Origin of the sequence: Streptomyces sp. HNM0575, assembly GCF_012726265.1 — a bacterium.
GTDB lineage: Bacteria > Actinomycetota > Actinomycetes > Streptomycetales > Streptomycetaceae > Streptomyces.
Genome location: NZ_JAASAG010000012.1, coordinates 143,664 through 162,003 on the forward strand (window position 1 = coordinate 143,664; position 18,340 = coordinate 162,003).

General features: G+C 72.7%; 15 protein-coding genes. 8 read left to right on the forward strand and 7 right to left on the reverse strand.

Going from position 1 to position 18,340, the window contains the following annotated elements; all coding sequences use genetic code 11:
- Positions 1-158 precede the first annotated feature (158 nt).
- From paaA to HCC61_RS25865, 5 genes are read left to right on the forward strand one after another with little or no spacing between them, the layout of a single operon-like run.
- A complete protein-coding gene (gene paaA, locus HCC61_RS25845; protein ID WP_169139421.1) occupies positions 159-1,199 on the forward strand; it encodes a 1,2-phenylacetyl-CoA epoxidase subunit PaaA in 1,041 nt (346 codons plus the stop codon).
- Positions 1,199-1,486, forward strand: coding sequence for a 1,2-phenylacetyl-CoA epoxidase subunit PaaB (paaB, locus tag HCC61_RS25850; RefSeq protein ID WP_169139423.1), 288 nt, complete (start codon positions 1,199-1,201; stop codon positions 1,484-1,486). The genes paaA and paaB overlap by 1 nt, the downstream gene beginning before the upstream one ends.
- Positions 1,483-2,247, forward strand: a complete 765-nt coding sequence (paaC, locus tag HCC61_RS25855; protein WP_169139425.1) for a 1,2-phenylacetyl-CoA epoxidase subunit PaaC — start codon at positions 1,483-1,485, stop codon at positions 2,245-2,247. Before paaB ends, paaC begins: the two co-directional genes overlap by 4 nt.
- Complete coding sequence (gene paaD / locus HCC61_RS25860) at positions 2,241-2,807, forward strand: 1,2-phenylacetyl-CoA epoxidase subunit PaaD (protein ID WP_169139427.1); 567 nt, start codon at positions 2,241-2,243, stop codon at positions 2,805-2,807. The genes paaC and paaD overlap by 7 nt, the downstream gene beginning before the upstream one ends.
- A 7-nt stretch (positions 2,808-2,814) precedes the next feature.
- Entirely contained in the window at positions 2,815-3,900 is a 1,086-nt protein-coding gene (locus tag HCC61_RS25865) for a 2Fe-2S iron-sulfur cluster-binding protein (RefSeq protein ID WP_169139429.1), read from the forward strand.
- Positions 3,901-3,984: 84 nt separating this feature from the next.
- Here HCC61_RS25865 and HCC61_RS25870 read toward each other — a convergent pair whose 3' ends face one another.
- From HCC61_RS25870 to HCC61_RS25880, 3 genes are read right to left on the reverse strand one after another with little or no spacing between them, the layout of a single operon-like run.
- Positions 3,985-4,326 (reverse strand): rhodanese-like domain-containing protein, encoded by a 342-nt coding sequence (locus HCC61_RS25870; RefSeq protein WP_169139431.1) that lies wholly within the window; start codon positions 4,324-4,326, stop codon positions 3,985-3,987.
- A 35-nt stretch (positions 4,327-4,361) separates the two neighbouring features.
- Positions 4,362-5,378: a J domain-containing protein gene (locus HCC61_RS25875; RefSeq protein WP_240969290.1), complete on the reverse strand. Its 1,017-nt coding sequence runs from the start codon at positions 5,376-5,378 to the stop codon at positions 4,362-4,364.
- A 52-nt stretch (positions 5,379-5,430) separates the two neighbouring features.
- Positions 5,431-5,829 carry a helix-turn-helix domain-containing protein gene (locus HCC61_RS25880; RefSeq protein ID WP_169139433.1) on the reverse strand — a complete coding sequence of 133 codons (399 nt, stop codon included), beginning with the start codon at positions 5,827-5,829 and terminating at the stop codon, positions 5,431-5,433.
- A gap of 114 nt (positions 5,830-5,943) precedes the next feature.
- Between HCC61_RS25880 and HCC61_RS25885 the strand changes: the two genes are divergently transcribed.
- Complete coding sequence (locus HCC61_RS25885; protein WP_169139435.1) at positions 5,944-6,597, forward strand: NAD(P)H-dependent oxidoreductase; 654 nt, start codon at positions 5,944-5,946, stop codon at positions 6,595-6,597.
- Between the two features lie 160 nt (positions 6,598-6,757).
- On the opposite strand, the gene HCC61_RS25890 is transcribed toward HCC61_RS25885, so the two are convergent.
- The gene (locus HCC61_RS25890; RefSeq protein ID WP_346777385.1) at positions 6,758-10,681 is read right to left on the reverse strand and encodes a hydantoinase B/oxoprolinase family protein; all 3,924 of its coding nucleotides are present in this window, start codon (positions 10,679-10,681) and stop codon (positions 6,758-6,760) included.
- A gap of 305 nt (positions 10,682-10,986) precedes the next feature.
- Between HCC61_RS25890 and HCC61_RS25895 the strand changes: the two genes are divergently transcribed.
- Positions 10,987-11,997: a nitroreductase family protein gene (locus tag HCC61_RS25895; protein ID WP_169139437.1), complete on the forward strand. Its 1,011-nt coding sequence runs from the start codon at positions 10,987-10,989 to the stop codon at positions 11,995-11,997.
- Between the two features lie 331 nt (positions 11,998-12,328).
- Here HCC61_RS25895 and HCC61_RS25900 read toward each other — a convergent pair whose 3' ends face one another.
- Together HCC61_RS25900 and HCC61_RS25905 are read right to left on the reverse strand one after the other, a co-directional pair.
- Entirely contained in the window at positions 12,329-12,970 is a 642-nt protein-coding gene (locus HCC61_RS25900) for a CBS domain-containing protein (RefSeq protein WP_169139439.1), read from the reverse strand.
- Positions 12,971-13,139: 169 nt separating this feature from the next.
- Positions 13,140-13,745, reverse strand: a complete 606-nt coding sequence (locus HCC61_RS25905; protein ID WP_240969308.1) for a CBS domain-containing protein — start codon at positions 13,743-13,745, stop codon at positions 13,140-13,142.
- 359 nt (positions 13,746-14,104) lie between these two features.
- Here HCC61_RS25905 and HCC61_RS25910 point away from each other — a divergent pair, with 359 nt between their 5' ends.
- Positions 14,105-16,858, forward strand: coding sequence for a GNAT family N-acetyltransferase (locus HCC61_RS25910; RefSeq protein WP_169139443.1), 2,754 nt, complete (start codon positions 14,105-14,107; stop codon positions 16,856-16,858).
- 48 nt (positions 16,859-16,906) lie between these two features.
- Here the strand turns inward: HCC61_RS25910 and HCC61_RS25915 are convergent, their stop codons facing one another.
- Complete coding sequence (locus HCC61_RS25915) at positions 16,907-17,791, reverse strand: universal stress protein (protein WP_206323035.1); 885 nt, start codon at positions 17,789-17,791, stop codon at positions 16,907-16,909.
- Positions 17,792-18,340 lie beyond the last annotated feature (549 nt).

Genomic DNA, 18,340 nt, shown 5'->3' on the forward strand with positions numbered 1-18,340 from the left:
TCCCCTGCTCCCCGCGTCCGGTCGGTCGCCCGGCTAGTCGTCGGATACGACCTCAGAGATTATTCGAGCCTTGACACCCTGTGGGCCCGCGGCCCACCATTGAACCGAACGATCGGTCGGTTGGGACTGCGGCTTGTGCCGTCGGCAAGGGGGTCGGGATGACATCGGTGCTGCTCGGCGAGGGCGCACAGGACGCCGGAGAGCCGGCGGAGTCCGTCGCGGCCTTCGACGGCGCCATCGCCGCGGACGAGCGGATCGAGCCGCGGGACTGGATGCCCGACGACTATCGCAGGACGCTGGTGCGCCAGATGGCACAGCATGCGCACTCCGAGATCATCGGCATGCAGCCGGAGGCGAACTGGATCACGCGCGCCCCGTCGCTGCGCCGCAAGGCGATCCTCATGGCCAAGGTGCAGGACGAGGCGGGCCACGGCCTGTATCTCTACAGCGCGGCGGAGACGCTGGGCACGAGCCGCGAGGAGCTGCTCGACAAGCTGCACTCCGGCCGCCAGAAGTACTCGTCGATCTTCAACTACCCGACGCTCACCTGGGCCGACGTCGGCGCGATCGGCTGGCTCGTGGACGGCGCGGCCATCACCAACCAGGTCCCGCTGTGCCGCTGTTCGTACGGGCCGTACGCGAGGGCGATGATCCGCATCTGCAAGGAGGAGTCCTTCCACCAGAGGCAGGGCTTCGAGCTGCTGCTGGCGCTCAGCCGCGGCACCGAGGCGCAGCACGCGATGGCGCAGGACGCCGTCGACCGCTGGTGGTGGCCGTCGCTGATGATGTTCGGGCCTCCGGACGACGAGTCCTCGCACAGCGCCCGCTCCATGGAGTGGAAGATCAAGCGGCATTCGAACGACGAGCTGCGTCAGCGCTTCGTCGACATCTGCGTCCCCCAGGCCGAGGCCCTCGGACTGACGCTCCCGGACCCGGAGCTGCGGTGGGACGAGTCGCGCGGCCACTGGGACTTCGGGCCCATCGACTGGGAGGAGTTCCGCCAGGTGCTGAAGGGCAACGGGCCGTGCAACGACGAGCGGATAAGCCGCCGCCGCCAGGCCCACGAGGAGGGCGCCTGGGTGCGGGACGCGGCGGCGGCGTACGCGGCCAAGCACGAGCGGGTGCGTACGGAGACGCGTACGGAGACGCGTACCGAGACGGGTGCGAAGGCGAGCGCGGAGACGGCGGTGAGCGCGTGATGAGCGGCACGGACTGGCCCCTGTGGGAGGTGTTCGTGCGCAGCCGACGCGGTCTGTCGCACACGCACGCGGGCAGCCTGCACGCGCCCGACGCCGAGATGGCGCTGCGCAATGCGCGCGATCTCTACACGCGGCGTTCCGAGGGCGTCTCGGTGTGGGTCGTGCCCTCGCACGAGATCACCGCGTCGTCGCCCGACGAGAAGGACCCGTTCTTCGGTCCCGCCGCCGACAAGCCGTACCGGCATCCGACGTTCTACGACGTGCCGGAAGGGGTGCGGAACCTGTGACGCGTTCCGAGGGGCTCTCCGGCTCCGGCGCCCCCACGCTCGACGATCCGCTGCTTGCGCTCGCGGACGACGCCCTCGTGCTCAGTCACCGGCTCGGGGAGTGGGCCGGTCACGCCCCGGTGCTGGAGGAGGAGCTGGCCCTGGCCAACATCGCCCTCGACCTCCTCGGCCAGGCCCGCACGCTCTACGCGGAGCTGGGCGACGAGGACGAGCTGGCCTTCCTCCGCGAGGAACGGGCGTTCCGCAACTGCCAGTTGGCGGAGCAGCCCAACGGCGACTTCGCGCACACGATGATCCGGCAGTTCTACTTCTCCGCCTGGCAGGAGCTGCTGTTCGGGCAGCTCGCCGAGCTGGGGCAACCGCTGGCGGCGAAGGCGGTGAAGGAGTCCGAGTACCACCGCGACCACGCCGAGCACTGGACGGTGCGCCTCGGCGACGGCACCGAGGAGAGTCATGAGCGCACCCAGCGGGCGGCGGACTCGCTGTGGCGGTTCACGGGCGAGCTGTTCGAGCCCTGGGGGCACTCCCCCTCGCTCCTCCCGGGCCCGGTCGGTGCCGTCGACTGGGGTGCGCTGCGCGCGGGCTGGACGGAGCGCGTCACCCGTACCTTCGAGCGGGCCACGCTGACCGTGCCGGAGTCGCCCCAGTCGGGGGCGTGGACGGCGGGGGCGGGCCGTCAGGGCATCCACACGGAGCCGTTCGGCCGGATGCTCGCCGAGATGCAGCACCTGCACCGCAGCCACCCGGGAGCGTCATGGTGACCGGGAGCCCCGGCGGGGCCGGGACCCGGGCGGAGCCGGAGGCCGGGCGGCGGCAGCGGGAGCTGGAACTGGAGGCCTGGGCGGGTTCCGTCCCGGACCCGGAGCTGCCCGTCGTCACGCTCGCCGAGCTGGGCGTGCTGCGCCGGGTGAGCGAGACGGCGCCCCGCGGTCCCGTCGAGGTCGAGCTGACGCCCACGTACACGGGCTGTCCGGCCGTGGAGGCCATGACCGCCGACATCGAGCGGGTGCTGCGCGGGCACGGCGTCCCCGAGGTCACCGTCCGCGTCGTCCTCACACCGCCGTGGAGCACCGACGACATATCCGACGAGGGCCGACGCAAGCTCGCCGCCCACGGCATCGCACCCCCGCGCGCCGGAGCGGGCGCGGGCGGCAGGGGCGGCCCCGGCAGCGGGCCCGTACCGCTGACGCTCGCCATCCGCTGCCCCCAATGCGGCTCCACGGAGACGACGCTGCTGAGCCGCTTCTCCTCCACCGCGTGCAAGGCGCTGCGCCGGTGCGAGTCCTGCCTGGAGCCGTTCGACCACTTCAAGGAGGTGTGAGGGCGCCGTGAGCACCTTCCATCCGCTGCGCGTCACGGCCGTCGAGCGGCTCACCGACGACTCCGTCGCCCTCAGCTTCGCGGTGCCTCCGGAGCTGCGCCCCCTCTACGGCTACGCGCCGGGGCAGCACATCGCCCTGCGCCGGCACCGTCCCGGGGCCGACACCCTCACGGCGAGCAGCGAGGCGCGACGCACCTACTCGCTCTGCGCACCCGCCCGCGCCGAGCCGTCCGAGCTGCGCATCGGCATACGCGGCGTCGAGGGCGGCGACTTCTCCAGCTATGCGGTCAAGGAGCTGCGCCCGGGCGACCTGGTCGACGTGCTGCCGCCCACCGGCCGCTTCGTGCTCCAGCCGCGGCCGGGCCGGTTCGCCGCCGTCGTGGGCGGCAGCGGCATCACGCCCGTGCTCTCGATCGCCTCCACGCTGCTGGAGCGCGAACCGGAGGCGCGCTTCTGTCTCGTACGGAGCGACAGGTCGACGGCGTCGACGATGTTCCTGGATGAGGTCGCGGATCTGAAGGACCGCTGTCCCGACCGCTTCCAGCTCGTCACGGCGCTCTCCCGCGAGGAGCAGCAGAGCGGGCTGCCGAGCGGCCGGCTCGACGAGCGGCGGCTGAGCGGACTGCTGCCGTCGCTGCTGCCGGTGGCGGACGTCGACGGCTGGTATCTGTGCGGGCCCCTCGGCCTGGTCGAGGAGGCTTCGAGGGCGCTGCGCGGACTCGGAGTGCCGCGCGCCCGTATCCACCAGGAGATCTTCCACGTCACGGAGGCGCCCCCGGCACCGGCCGCGACCCGCGGCGACGCGGGCGGTTCGCGCTCGGCGTCCCTGACGGCCAACCTCGACGGCCGCTCGGGCTGCTGGCCCATGGACGACGGCGAGTCCGTGCTGGAGACGGTCCTGCGCCACCGCGCCGACGCCCCCTTCGCGTGCAAGGGCGGGGTCTGCGGCACCTGCCGGGTCCGTCTGGTCAGCGGCGAAGTGCGGATGAAGGTCAACTACGCCTTGGAGCCGGACGAGTTGGAGGCCGGCTATGTGCTGGCCTGCCAGTCCCGTCCGGTGACCGAGGCGGTGGAGGTCGACTTCGACGGCTGAGGGCTGACGCTCACAGTTCACAGCTCATGGCTCATGGCTCATGGCTGACGGCCGACGGCTCAGCACCGGCCCCGGCGTACCGGCTCAGAGCACGTATGCGCTCTCCCCGTCCGCCGTCAGCGGACGGCCCGCCGCCTCCCAGGCGAGCATGCCCCCGTCCACGTTGACGGCCTCCACGCCCTGCTGCCTCAGATACTGCGCCACCTGCGCCGAGCGCCCGCCGACCCGGCAGACCACATAGACCTGCTCGCCCGCACCGGCGCGCTCGGTCAACTCGCCGATCCTGCCGACGAATTCACTCATCGGAATGTGCAGCGCGCCCTCGGCGCGCCCGGCCGCCCACTCGTCGTTCTCCCGCACGTCGAGCAACAGCGCGTCGGACGGCACCGATGCGGCGTCGACCTGCGGCAACCCACCGAACTCCATGACTTCAACGCTCTCTTTCAGCTTTCCCGGCCCGCTCAGACGTCTTCCGTACCGGCACCGGCGGACCCGGCGGCGCCTGCCTGCCCGGCGGCGGCGCCGTCCCCGGTGTCGCGCACCTGTATCAGCCGCGCCAACTCGCGCTCGCGCTCGGAGACCTGCTCCAGCAGCTGCTCCGCGATCTCCTCCAGCAGCCTGTCGGGGTCGTCGGGCGCCATCCGCAGCATCGCGCCGATCGCGCTCTGCTCCATCTCCTCGACCATCGCCACGAGCACTTCCTTGCGCTCCGCCAGCCACTCCAGGCGTGCGTAGAGCAGCTCGCTCCGCGGCACCTCGGGCTCCGGTTCCGCTTCGCGCGGGCCGTTGGTCCACTCATCGAGCAGGCCGTGCAGCGCGTCCGTATCACCGTCCGCGTAGGCCTTGTTGACGCGTACGAGGAACTCCTCGCGGCGCTGCCGCTCCGCGTCCTCCTGCGCCAGATCGGGGTGTGCCTTGCGCACCAGCTCGCGGTAGGCCTTGCGCGCCTCCTCGCTGGGACGCACGCGGCTCGGCGGCTTCACGTTCTGCCCGGTGAGCATCGCCGTCGCCTCGGGGGGCAGCCCCTCGGAGTCGATCCAGCCGTGGAACAGCTCCTCGACCTTGGGCATCGGCAGCACGGCGGCCCGCGCCTCCTGCGCCTTGCGCAGATCCTCCGCATCGCCGGTGATCGCCGCGGTCGTCTCGAGGATCGCGGCGTCCAGCTCGTCGAGGCGTGCGTACATCGGGCCGAGGCGCTGATGGTGCAGCCGCGAGAAGTTCTCGATCTCGACCCTGAAGGTCTCCACCGCGATCTCGAACTCGATCAGCGCGGTCTCCGCCGCCCGTACGGCCTTCTCCAGGCGGTCCGTACCCGGCTCGGCACGCTCGGATCCGGCCTCGGCTCCGGTGCCGGACCCGGCTTCGGCTCCGGTACCTGCCCCGGCCTCGGCTCCGGCTTCCGCCCCGCTCGGCCCGTTCTGCTGACGCTCCGGCGGCTGCTCCGGCTCTTCGGCTTCCGCTTCCGGGTTCGCTCTCATCGGGCCCACCCTACGGAAGCCCTGCGGGGCTGTCCCAGCTCGCCCGCAAGGATCAGTCCCTGAACTCCCGGGGGCAGCCTGCCGCTTCGCCCGGAAGATGTGAGTCCGCCCACCGTGTCAGCTCCGTCATCGCGGGCCGCAGCGCCAGACCGGAGTCCGTGAGCTTGTAGCTGACCCGCAGCGGCGGGCCCTCCTCCACGGTCCGTACGACGAGGCCCAGCGACGCCAGCTCGGTCAGCCTGTCCGAGAGCATCCGCTCGCTGATCCCGGGCACCGCACGGCGCAGCTGCGCGAAGTGGCCCGGCCCGTTCATCAGCGCGGCGAGTACGAGCCCGGTCCAGCGCTTGCCCAGCACTTGGAAGACGCGCGTGATGCCGCTCTCGGGCTCGCTGCACCCGCCTGCGGTGCCGAGCGCCCCCTGCCGATGCGTCTTTCCCCGGGGCTCTGCCATGGGTCAAGGGTACTGCGTCCTCACAAGGGAGTGCAGAAAAGTAAGTAGCTGTGCTATTAATAGGTACGTATTCAACAACACCTCCTTACGAACCGCATCCAAGGAGCTTCCCCCATGGCCACACTGCTTCACCTCGACTCCTCCGTCTTCCCGCAGGACGCTTCCGTCTCGCGCGACGTCGCCGCGTCCTTCCGCAAGGCGTGGGAGGCGGAGCACCCGGAGGGCACGGTCGTATACCGCGACCTGGCCGCCGAGCCGCTGCCGCACCTCGACGGGGTGGCCGCCTCCGCGGCCTTCGCCGCGCCGGAGGACCGCACCCCGGAGCAGACGGCGGCGTACGCGCTCCGCGACGAGCTGGCCCGTGAACTGGAGCAGGCGGACGCCGTGCTGATCGGCGCCCCCATGTACAACTGGGCGATCCCGTCGACCCTCAAGGCATGGCTCGACCAGGTGATCATCAACGGCCGTACCTCGGGCGTCGACTCCCCCTCGGCCGCCGGTACCCCCACCGTCGTCGTGGCCAGCCGCGGCGGCGGCTACGGGCCGGGAACGCCGCGCGAGAGCTGGGAGTTCGTGCAGAACTACCTGGCCAAGGCGCTCGGTGAGGCCATGGGTCTGAAGGTGGAGTTCATCGTGCCGGAGCTGACCCTGGCCGGGCGCACCCCCGGCATGGAGTCCCTGGTCGAACTCGCGGAGGCCTCGCGTGCCAAGGCGCACGACGAGGCGGGCACGCACGGCAAGACCCTCGCGGCCCGGCTGGCGGCCTGACACCGCGCGAACTGACGCCGCGCGGAATCCACCGCCGACGCCACCGCCCACGCGGAACGCCGAGGCCGGACGCCCCCGGCCCATCGCCGACGCCGAACGCCGACGAGGCCGCCCGCGCGTTCCGGGCCGGTGCCTGAACCGCCCTTCCCCGAGGGCCGGTTCAGGCGCCGGCCGCCGGACCCGCCGGATCCGCCGGATCCGCCGGGCTCCGGCCCTCCGCGTCGCCCGGCGCGGCACCCGCGTCCGCATCCGCATCCGCGTCGGCAGGCGTCCCATAGCCGCCGCCCCCCGGTGTCTCCACCACCAGCACGTCCCCCGGCCCGGCCTCCGCCGAGTCGCACGCGCCCATCACGACGGTGCTGCCGTCCGCGCGCTCGATACGGTTCGAGCCCAGCGCGCCGGGCGCACCGCCCGCCATTCCGTACGGAGGCACCCGGCGGTGGCCCGACAGCGTGCTCACGGTCATCGCCTCACGGAAGCGGATCCTGCGCACCGCGCCGTCGCCGCCGCGCCGGCGTCCCGCTCCGCCGCTGCCGTGCCGTACGGCGAAGTCCTCGACGAGGACCGGCAGTTGCGATTCGAGTACCTCCGGGTCGGTGAGGCGCGAGTTGGTCATGTGCGTCTGCACCACTGACGCGCCGTCGAAGCCGTCGCCCGCGCCGGAGCCCGACGCGACGGTCTCGTAGTACTGATGCCGGCGGTTTCCGAACGTGACGTTGTTCATCGTCCCCGAGCCCTCCGCCTGCACGCCCATGGCGCCGTACAGCGCCCCGGTGATCGCCTGCGACGTCTCGACGTTGCCCGCCACGACCGCGGCGGGACGGACCGGCGCCAGCATCGAACCCTCCGGGACGACGATCCGCAGCGGCCGCAGGCAGCCGTCGTTGAGCGGGATCTCGTCCGCGACGAGCGTGCGGAAGACATAGAGGACGGCGGCGGTCACCACGGAGGACGGCGCGTTGAGATTCGACTCCAGCTGCGCGGACGTGCCGGTGAAGTCGAGCGTCGCGCAACGCCGTTGGCGGTCCACCGAGACCCGTACGGCGATCACCGGGCCCGAATCCGTCTCGTACCGGTACTCGCCGTCCTCCAGGGCGTCGACGACCTTCCGTACGGCCTCCTCCGCGTTGTCCTGCACGTGACGCATGTACGCCTGCACGACGTCCCGTCCGAAGTGGCCGATCATCCTGCCGACCTCCTCGACTCCCTTGCGGTTCGCGGCGATCTGGGCACGGAGGTCGGCGATGTTCGTATGGGGACTGCGGGAGGGGTACGGCGCCTCGGTGAGCAGCCTCAGCGTCTCCCGCTCGCGCAGCCGGCCGTCCTCCACGAGCAGCCAGTCGTCGAACAGCACGCCCTCCTCGTGGATTTCGCGGCTGTCCGCCGGCATGGAGCCGGGGGTCAGCCCGCCGATCTCCGCGTGGTGCCCGCGTGAGGCGACGAAGAACAGGATCCTGGGCTCGGCCGCGCCGCCGTCACCGCCGCCGTCCCCGTCACCGTCACCGTGCGCCACACCGCCGCCTCCGGGTCCGGTCCCCGGCGCGGGCTCCTCGAAGGCCGGCGTCACCACGGTGACGTCCGGGAGGTGGGTGCCGCCGTTGTACGGATCGTTGACGGCGTACGCGTCGCCCGGCTTCATCGTCCCCGCGCGCCGCCGGATCACCTCCTTGACGGTGGTGCCCATCGAACCCAGATGCACGGGGATGTGCGGCGCGTTGGCGACGAGATCGCCGTCCGGGCCGAAGAGCGCACAGGAGAAGTCCAGCCGCTCCTTGATGTTGACGGACTGCGCGGTCGACTCCAGCCGCGCGCCCATCTGTTCGGCGATCGACATGAAGAGGTTGCCGAAGATCTCCAGCAGGACGGGGTCGGCGCCGGTGCCGACGTCCGCACCGGCCGGTGCGGCCGTACGCCGCACGACCAGATGTCCCGTGTCCGTCGCCTCCGCGCGCCAGTCCGGGTCGACGACCGTCGTGGAGTCGGACTCCGTGACGATCGCGGGACCGGTCACGAGGTCGCCCGGCCGCAGCGACTCCCGGCGGTGCAGCGGTACGTCACGCCACTCGCCGCCCGTATACAGGGGCGCCGTCTCACCGCCCGGGGCCTCGCCCGACCCGGCACCCGGGCCGGCACCCGGGCCGCGCAGTTCGCCGGGCCCCGGCTGCCGCGTGACGCCGACCGCCTCCACCGAGACGGCCTCCACGACCACGGGACGGTCCATGAGGAACGAGTACATGTCCCGGTGCTTCGTCTCGAAGGCCTCCTGCATCGCGCCGTGTCCCGCCAGTTCGACGGGCACCGCCGTATCGGTTCCGTCGTAGCGCAGCTGTGCGCGCCGCGTCACCCGGATCCGCTCCTCCGGCACGTCCTGGTCGAGGAGTTCGGCGCGAGCGGCCGACTCCAGGTCCGCGGCGACGGCCTCGACCCGCCCCATGTGCCGCTCGGCGAGGGCGAGTTCGACGGACTGCTCGCGCATCGCCGTGGAGTCGGCCAGGCCCATGCCGAGCGCCGAGAGCACACCGGCCATCGGCGGCACCAGTACGGTCCTGATCCCCAGCGAGTCGGCCACGGCGCACGCGTGCTGGGCGCCCGCGCCGCCGAACGTGGTCAGCGCGTACCGCGTGATGTCATGGCCCTTCTGCACCGAGATGCGCTTGATCGCACTGCCGATGTTCGCCACGGCGATCTCCAGAAAGCCCTCGGCGACCTGCTCCGCGGAGCGGTCGTCGCCCGTGCTGTCGCCGATCTCCCGTGCCAGGGCCGCGAACCGCCGCCGCACGGTCCCCGCGTCCAGCGACTGATCGCCTCCGGGCCCGAAGACGTGCGGGAAGCGGGCGGGCTGGATGCGGCCCAGCATCACGTTGGCGTCGGTGACGGTCAGCGGCCCTCCGGCGCGGTACGAGGCGGGCCCCGGGTGCGCGCCGGCGGAGTCCGGCCCCACCCGGTAGCGGCTGCCGTCGAAGTGCAGGACCGAGCCGCCCCCGGCCGCGACGGTGTGGATGTCCAGCATCGGGGCCTGCAACCGCACTCCGCCCACCTGCGTCGTGAACACCCGCTCGTAGCCGCCCGCGAAGTGCGACACGTCGGTGGACGTGCCGCCCATGTCGAAGCCGATCACGTGGTTGTGGCCCGCCAGCTGGGACATCCGGGCCATCCCGACGATGCCGCCCGCCGGGCCGGAGAGGATCGCGTCCTTGCCGCGGAAGTGCCCCGCCTCCGCGAGCCCGCCGTTCGACTGCATGAACATCAGCCGCACGCCCCGCACTTGGTCCGCGACCTGCTGTACGTAACGGCGCAGCACCGGCGAGAGATAGGCGTCGGTGACGGCGGTGTCACCGCGCGGCACCAGCTTCATCAGCGGGCTGACCTCGCTGGAGAGCGACACCTGCGGAAAGCCGGTGCGCTCGGCCAGTTCGCCGACCGCGGCCTCGTGGGCCGGATGCAGATGGCTGTGCAGACAGACGACGGCGACCGCGCGGATGCCGTCGTCGTAGGCGGCCCGCAGCCGCGGGGCCAGCGCGTCGAGGTCCGGGGGCCGCAGCACGGTGCCGTCCGCCGTGATCCGCTCGTCCACCTCGATGACCCGCTCGTAGAGCGCCGAGGGCAGCGTGATCGCGCGGTCGAAGATGTGCGGGCGGTTCTGGTAGCCGATGCGCAGGGCGTCGCGGAAGCCGCGGGTGATCACCAGCGCGGTGCGCTCGCCCTTGCGTTCAAGGAGGGCGTTGGTGGCGACCGTGGTGCCCATCCGCACGGCCTCGACGTCGGCGCCGTCGACGCTCTCGCCATCGCGGCGGCCCAGCAGCGTACGGATTCCCGCCACCGCGGCGTCGCTGTATCGGGCCGGGTCCTCCGACAGCAGCTTGTGCGCCAGCAGCACGCCGTCCGGGCGGCGTGCCACGACGTCGGTGAACGTACCGCCGCGGTCGATCCAGAACTGCCACCGTCCACCGCCGGTGCGGCCGGTGCCGCCCGTGAGGTCCGTGCCGCCCGTGGAGTCCGTGCCGCCGGTGGCGTCCGTGGTGCCGGTGCCGCACATGGCGTCCCTGGTGCCGGTGGCCTCCGTGCCGTCCCTGCCGTCCGTCACGTCTGCTCCGTTCTCTCCCGCCGGTCTCTCCCGCCGGGCGAAGAGCCGACGGTCCGACGGTCCCGTACGACAGACCGTACTGCGGTAAAACACCACAAAACGGATCACGAGCGGGGCCCCCGGGGTCCCGCGTGCCGGAACCGGCGGCCTGAGCCGGACGGCACACGGAAGCGGTGACGAGAGCCCCGGTGAGGCCGGACCGCGCACCCGTGCCGGACGTGGCGCACGGCGCGACACTGGGCAGAGAGGGCCGACGAGCCGCACGGCCCGAGAAGGGGCCCGCGGAGGGTGCCCGAGGAGGGACCATGCCCACCGACATCATCGAGGACGCGGTGGCCGAGAACCTGGTACAGGACGCGGCGGCCGCACCGTCCATGCACAACGCTCAGCCGTGGACCTTCCGCTTCCACCGCACCGGCCAGTCCCTGGAGCTGCGCGCGGACCCCGGCCGCGTCATGCCCTCCTCGGACCCGGACAACCGCGCGTTGCACGTGGGATGCGGGGCGGCGCTGCTCAACCTGCGGGCGGCAGCGGCCTGGCGCGGACTCTCGCCGGTGGTGGAGCTGCTGCCGGACCCGTCCGACCCGGGCCTCCTGGCTGTCCTCCGGTTCGGCCCCGCGAGAGGCGGCGAGGCCGAGCCTGAACTCGCGGGGCTGCACGGCGCCATCGCCGACCGGCGCACGAGCCGTCATCCCTTCTCCGACCGGCCGGTTCCTCAGGCCGTACGGGAGGAACTCGCGGCCGAGGCCCGGCAGGAGGGAGCCTCACTGACCTTCCCGGCAGGCTGGCACCTCTCCTTCGTTCTGGAACTGATCGACGAGGCGGAGCTCGAGGCCGGCTACCGGGGAGACCCGGATGAGGAGCGCTGGCTGCGCCTTCAGGATGCGGAGCCGGGGGCGGCGGCACCTGCGCAGGACGCGCAGGACGGTGTCCAGGAGGAGAGCCTGGGCCCCATGCGAGACGCCGGACGGGCTCCCGTACGGGACTTCGCGCGCCGCCACCCGGTGGCCGGACGAGGCTCGGCGGACTTCGAGCGGATCCCGCAGCTGGGCATCGTCAGCACACGCGAGGACGGGCCGCGCTGCTGGCTCGGCGGCGGCGCCGCGATGGAGCGCGTACTGCTGGGCGCCACGCGAGCCGGGCTCGCCACCGCGCTCGCCACCCAGGCGCTGGAACAGCCCAACCTGCGCTGGATGCTGCGCGACCCCTCGGGCGCGGAAGGCCCGGTCCAGATGGTGCTGCGGCTGGGCTACGGCCCGCCGGGGCCCGCGTCTCCGCGGCGGCCCGTGCGAGACGTCCTGGAGATCCTTCCCTAGCCGCCCCGCGCCACGACCGCACCCACGGCCCGCGACCGCTCGCCACCGTCCGGCCACCCGCTCCACCGGCCAGAGCCTCCACCGCCCGCTCGGCCTGCCGTTTCTGAAGCAGCGCGAACCCCGCGTTGAGCACGATGACGGCGACGATCGCCTCCGCCGGTACGGCGGTGCCCGCGACGACGGCGAGCGCTGCCGCTCCCCACAGCAGCAGCGCCAGAGGGTCGGGCCTCGGACCCGCGCCGGGCCCCGGATCCGCGCCGGACCTCGGACCCCCGCCGGGCCCTGGATCCGCGCCGGACCCTGAGCCCGCGCCGGGCCCCGGACCCGCCGCTCACCGGGCGGTCAGATGACTGCGTACCTTCACCACGCCGTCCACGCTCTGGCACAGCCGCTCGATCACCGGGATCAGATGGACCGGCTCCACCGCGCCGCGCAGCGTGACGCAGCCGTCCCGTACCTCGACGGTGAGCTCCCGTGCGGCAAGGCCGAGGATGCGTTCCAGTACGTCCTGGGTGATCTCCTCGTAGATGGCCTCGTCACGGCGGAGGAAGACGCCGACCAGGTCCGCGCGGCTGACGATGCCGACGAGGCGGTCGGCATCGTTCACGACGGGCAGCCTCTTGACCTGCTTGTCCGCCATCACACGTGCGGCTTCCACGACGTTCCACTCCGGGCGGGCCACCACGGGAGGGCTGGTCATCAGCTCGTCGGCGCCGGCCGCTTCGCCCGGGGGACGGCTGCCCGGCCTGGGTTCACGGGACGGCATCAGCCCGGAGGGGTCGGGCTGGCCGGCCTGCTTCCCCAGCAGGTCCGCCTCGGAGACGACACCGACGGGGTGTTCCTCGTCGTCGACCACCGGAAGAGCCGTGATGTCGTGATCGGCCAGAAGCTCGGCGATCTTCTTGAACCCGGTGTCCCGGTGCACGCGCACCACTGCGCGGGTCATCAGATCGTGGACGGTCCGGTGCTGCATCAGCCGTCTCCCTCACGTAGCCCGGAAGCGCTGCTTGCTCTCCCCTCACGATCCGCCGAGTACCGGAGGCCCGCCACAGGGACCTGTCCCGGTACGCCCGTTCCCGGCGGCGCGTGCGGACGGCCCGTGCGGCCGCCCGGGCGCCGGGCGGGGACCGGCGGCGCAGGGCTCAGTCGAGGTCGAACCGTACGTCCACGACGCCTTCGACCGAACGGATGAGGCGCGCGGCGACCGGTACGAGAGAGGAGTCGGCGAGCTCGCCCATGACCGTGACCACTCCCTTCTCCACCTGGACGCGCAACAGGGGGGAGTTGGCGCCGGGGAGCATGTCGAGCACGTCGTGCCGGACCTCCTCGGCGATGTCCTCGTCCGCGCGCAGAAAGACCTTCAGCAGATCGACGCGGCTGACGATGCCCGCGAGTCTGCCCTCACCGTCGACGACCGGCAGCCGCTTCACGCGCTTCCGGGCCATGATGCGGGCGGCCTCCGTCAGGGGTGCGTCCTCGTGGACGGAGACCGCGGGCGCGGTCATCAGATCCCCCGCGGTCAGGGCGCCCGACTTGCGCAACTGCTCCATGCGTTCGCGGGGTTCGGCGAAGGCGGGGACGCCGTCGCGGTACTCCTCCTTGGCCAGCAGATCGGCTTCGGAGACCACGCCGATGACGCGTCCGTCGGCCTCCAGCACCGGGACGGCGCTCACATGCCACTCCCGCATGTTCTGGGTGACGTCCTTGAACGTGGCCTGCCGTCCCACGGCGATGACGGTCCGTGTCATGACGTCGCCGACGGTGCGCGGCGAGGCGCCCGGCACGAGGTCGCGATCCGAGCCGTGCCGATCCGGGCCCGGCGCCGTCGCGGAGGAAGCCCCGTTGGACCGCGGGGCGCGGTGGTGGCTGTTGGCCTCGGGTGTCATATCGGCTCCTTCTCCGAGCGCTGCCAGGAGGCGATGCCGGCCCGGTTTCCAGCGTCTCAGGGTTCACGTAGCGGCGCAGGAGTTGAGCAGGGGCCCGCCCCCGGCGGCCGGCGACCTCCTGCGCCGCCGTCCCGGCTCGCGCGGCGGCGGACCGGCCCGTGTACTGGTACGGGGGCCGTGGAGGTACCGCATCAGCGCTCGGGCGGGGAAAGGGGAAGCCGATGACGTTCGCCGCCCCGCGGGTAGCGGAGACCTACGCGCTGCTGACCGACGGCAGGACGGTGCGGATCCGGCCCGCGAGGACCTCCGACCGCGATCAGGTCCGGGCGCTGTACGAAGGCATGTCTCCGCGGAATCTGAAGCTGCGGTTCTTCGGCGCGGGCGCCCGCCTGCGAGAGCACGGAGCCGACCGTACGAGTGCGGCAGGCCGTCCGGGCTTCCTCGCCCTGCTCGCCTTTCACGGCTCCCAACTCATCGGCACGGCCGAGTACGAGCAGCTTCCCGAGGACCCGTCCACCGCGGAGATCGCCCTCGCCGTGGCCGACGACTTCCAGCACTGCGGCGTCGGCACCCTTCTTCTGGAGCACCTGGCACACGCGGCACGCGCCGGGAACGTCACGGCCTTCACCGCCGACGCGCTCGCCGAGAACCGGGCCGTACTGGAGGTCTTCGCGAACCTCGGCCTGCGCTACGAGCGCAGCTTCGACGACGGCGAGGTCCGCTGCCGGGTCGATCTGACGCCCGACGAGCGCTTCCTCACCGCCGTCGACTCCCGCGGCAGCACGGCCGATGTCGCCAGCATGCGGCCGCTGTTGCAGCCCCGCTCCGTGGCCGTGGTCGGAGCGGGCCGCTCACCCGGATCGGTGGGCCGCGCCGTGCTGCGGAACCTGCGCCGCTCCGGGTTTCCCGGCCCCGTCTACGCGGTCAATCCGCACGCCGGGTCCGTCGAAGGAGTCCCGTGCCACCCCGCGGTCTCCGGGCTTCCCTACGCCCCCGACCTCGCCGCACTCGCCGTGCCCGCGAAAGCGGTGCCCGAAGTGGCCGACCAGTGCGGCCACTTCGGCGTGAGAGCCCTCACAGTGCTGACGTCCGGTCTGGACGAGCCCCAGGGCGCCGCTCTCCTCGACATCTGCCGCCACTACGACATGCGGCTCGCGGGGCCGAACTGTCTCGGCGTCGCGAACACCGAGGACGGCGTCCGCCTGGACGCCACCTTCGCGGCCGGCCTCCCCGAGGCGGGCACCGCCGGAGTCGCCGCGCAGTCCGGCGGGATCGGCATCGCGCTGCTCGGCGACCTCGCCCGGCTGGGCATCGGCGTCTCCAGCTTCGTGTCCCTCGGCGACAAGTACGACGTGAGCGGCAACGACCTTCTCCAGTGGTGGGAGGCCGACGAGCGCACCCGCCTCGCCCTGCTGCACCTGGAGTCCTTCGGCAACCCCCGCGCCTTCTCCCGTACCGCCCGGCGCATCACCCGGACCATGCCCGTACTCACGGTGGACGCGGGCCGGTCCGAGGCGGGCCGGCGGGCCGCGGCGGGTCACACGGCCGCGGCGGCGACGCCCACGATGACCCGGCAGGCCCTCTTCCACCAGGCCGGAGTGACCGCGACCCGCTCCCTCGGCGACCTCATGGGGACGGCTGCGCTCATGCACGCCCAGCCCCTCCCGGCCGGCGCTTCGGTCGCCGTCGTGGCCAACGCAGGCGGCACCGGCGTCCTCGCCGCCGACGCCTGCGCCGAGGCCGGGCTGGACCTTCCGCCGCTGCCCGAAGAGCTGGCCGCGCAGCTGCGCACACTGCTGCCGCCGGGAGCGAACGCGGCCAACCCCCTCGACACCACCGCCGCCGTCGGGCAAGCCGCTCTCGAAGCATCCCTGCGGCTGCTTGCCGCCGAAGCCCCGGTCGACGCGGTGCTCGTCGTGCTCGTCCCCACCGCGACCGCCGCGGCGCGCGGCGACGATCCCCTCCGGGCACTGACCTCGTCCGCTCTCCGGGCGGACTCGCGAACGCTGCTGGCAGTCCTCCCGGACCAGGCCGAGCGCGTACGGCTGCTGCGGAGCACCGACGGCGCCGCACCGTCCGCACCGTCCGCACCATCCGCCCTGCCCGCCTACGCCGATCCGCAGGACGCCGCCCGCGCCCTCGCCCATGCCGCCGAGCGGGCCCGCTGGCTGGCGCATCCGCCCGGCTCCGTGCCCGAGCTGGGCGACAGCGTGGACGCCGAACGCGCCCGCCGGCTCGTACGGACCGCGCCGGCCGGGCAACCCGGAGGTGTCTGGCTCGACCCGGACTCATGCCTGGAGCTGCTGGACTCCTACGGCATTCCCCACCCGCCGCAGACAGTGGCCCACGACGAAGCCGCGGCTGCCGAAGAGGCCGCGCGGCTGGCGCCCGCCGGGGAGCGCCTCGCGCTCAAGGCATACGGCCCCGACCTGCTGCACAAGAGCGCCCACGGCGGGGTCCTCCTCGACCTCGAAGGCCCCGGCGCGGTGCGCGCCGCCTACCGCGAGCTGGAATCCCACCTCGGGCAGCGGATGACCGGCGCGATCATCCAGCCCATGGCCCGGCGCGGAGTGGAACTCGTCGCCGGCGTCGTCCAGGACGAAGTCTTCGGTCCCCTCGTGCTCTTCGGACTCGGCGGCACCGCCACCGACGTCCTGGCCGACCACGCCGCCCGCCTCGCGCCGCTCACCGACCGCGACGTGCGCGAACTCCTCGCCGCACCGCGCTGCGCGCCGCTCCTGCACGGCCAGGGCGACGGCGAAGCGGTGGACCTGGCCGGCCTCGGGAATCTGCTGCTGAGACTGTCGCGGATGGCGGACGACCTGCCCGAGCTGGCCGAGGCCGACCTCAATCCGGTCGTCGCCCGGCCCGACGGCGTCACCGCCGTCGACTGCCGTATCCACCTGAAGAAGCCCCGTCCGCCGCGGCCGGGCCGTGGCACGGGCCCCGACGCCTACCCCCGGCGACTGCGCTGAGCGGCCGCTCCCTCATTCCGCCCCCTCATCCCGCCCCCTCGGCCCGCCTCATTCGTACTGTTCACGGCGTACGACCGCGACAGGGCAATGCGCATGGTGCAGCAAGGCCTGGCTGACGGAACCGACCAGCATCCCGGCGAATCCCCCCGCGCCCCGCGCACCCACCACCATCAGCCGCGCGTCCCTGCTGGCGTCGATGAGTTCCTGACGTGTACGTCCGTGCAGCAGCCGCCGCTCCACCGGTACGTCGGGGTACTTCTCGCCCGTCCCGGACAGCGCCTCGGACAGCAGGGCCTCCTCCTCGCCCGCCAGCTCGCCGGGCTTCCTGGCGTATGCGAGAGCCGGGTCCCGCGGGGGCGTGGGCGGCACCGACCACTCCGACCAGACATGTGCGGCCACGAGACGCGCATCACCGAACGAGGCCTCCGCGAAGGCGAAGTCGACCGCCGCGGAGTTCGCCGCGGATCCGTCGGCGCACAGCACGATCGGCCCCGAAGGATCGGGAGTCCCACGGAAGACCAGGACGGGGCAGTGTGCGTGAGCCGCCAGATGCACCGCGACCGACCCCAGAAGCAGACCTCTGAGACCGCCCAGCCCCCTGCTGCCGACCACGACCAACGACGCCAGGCGTGACGACTCGACCAGCACATGTGCCGCCTCGCCGGCCATGACGGCGCTGCTGATCTCGATGCCCGGTGCGACGGCACGCGCACGCGATTCCGCCTCGGACAGGTGGCCGTGCGCCTTCTCGTGCATGGCCCCGCTCACCGCTTCGTACGTCGTGGCGTCCACGGCGGCCGGGAGAGGCGGCATGGTCAGGACGTGCACGATGTCCAGGCCGACTCCGTGCAGCACGGCCTCTTCCGCGGCCCGTTCCACGGCCGAGAAGCTCGAGGGCGATCCGTCGACCCCGACGACCACAGCGTTGCCCAGTTCCACCGCCGGCTCCTCTCGGCCCTCGCGCGTAGGCCCGTCGCCGGTCCCACCCGGGTCTGCGGGGTTCTTCACGACCGGCCGACGGGAGCGCTCCCTGCGCACCGTCCAAGCCCGAAGACGGTTCCGCTTCAACGGTGTGGTTCGCGGCCTGAGCCCGCAACTGGGGCGCGACCGTCACGACACGTGCCCACCGGCCGGCTCACACGCGGGGTGAGGCCGCGGCGTCGACGAAGTGCGCCGCGTCATCCGTCCCACGGACCCGGCCGTCCCGTACGGGCGGCTCAACTCCTCGGCGCCCTGACGCAGTTGACGCCACTCCGACGGGAACTATGTACCGACATGGTCAGTTACGCGTAGAAGCAGTGCTTGCGCAACGTCAGACGCCCCAAAGAGGGCGCCTGACGTCCGACCAGCGAGAAACGGGCCCCGCCGCGACTTTCGTCACTGACGGAGACCCGTTCGTCGGTGCCTCTCTGTCGCGTCTGGCAACCGCGCATGTCACATCCACGACCGTGTCGATGACCGACCGCTTGATACTCACGTGCC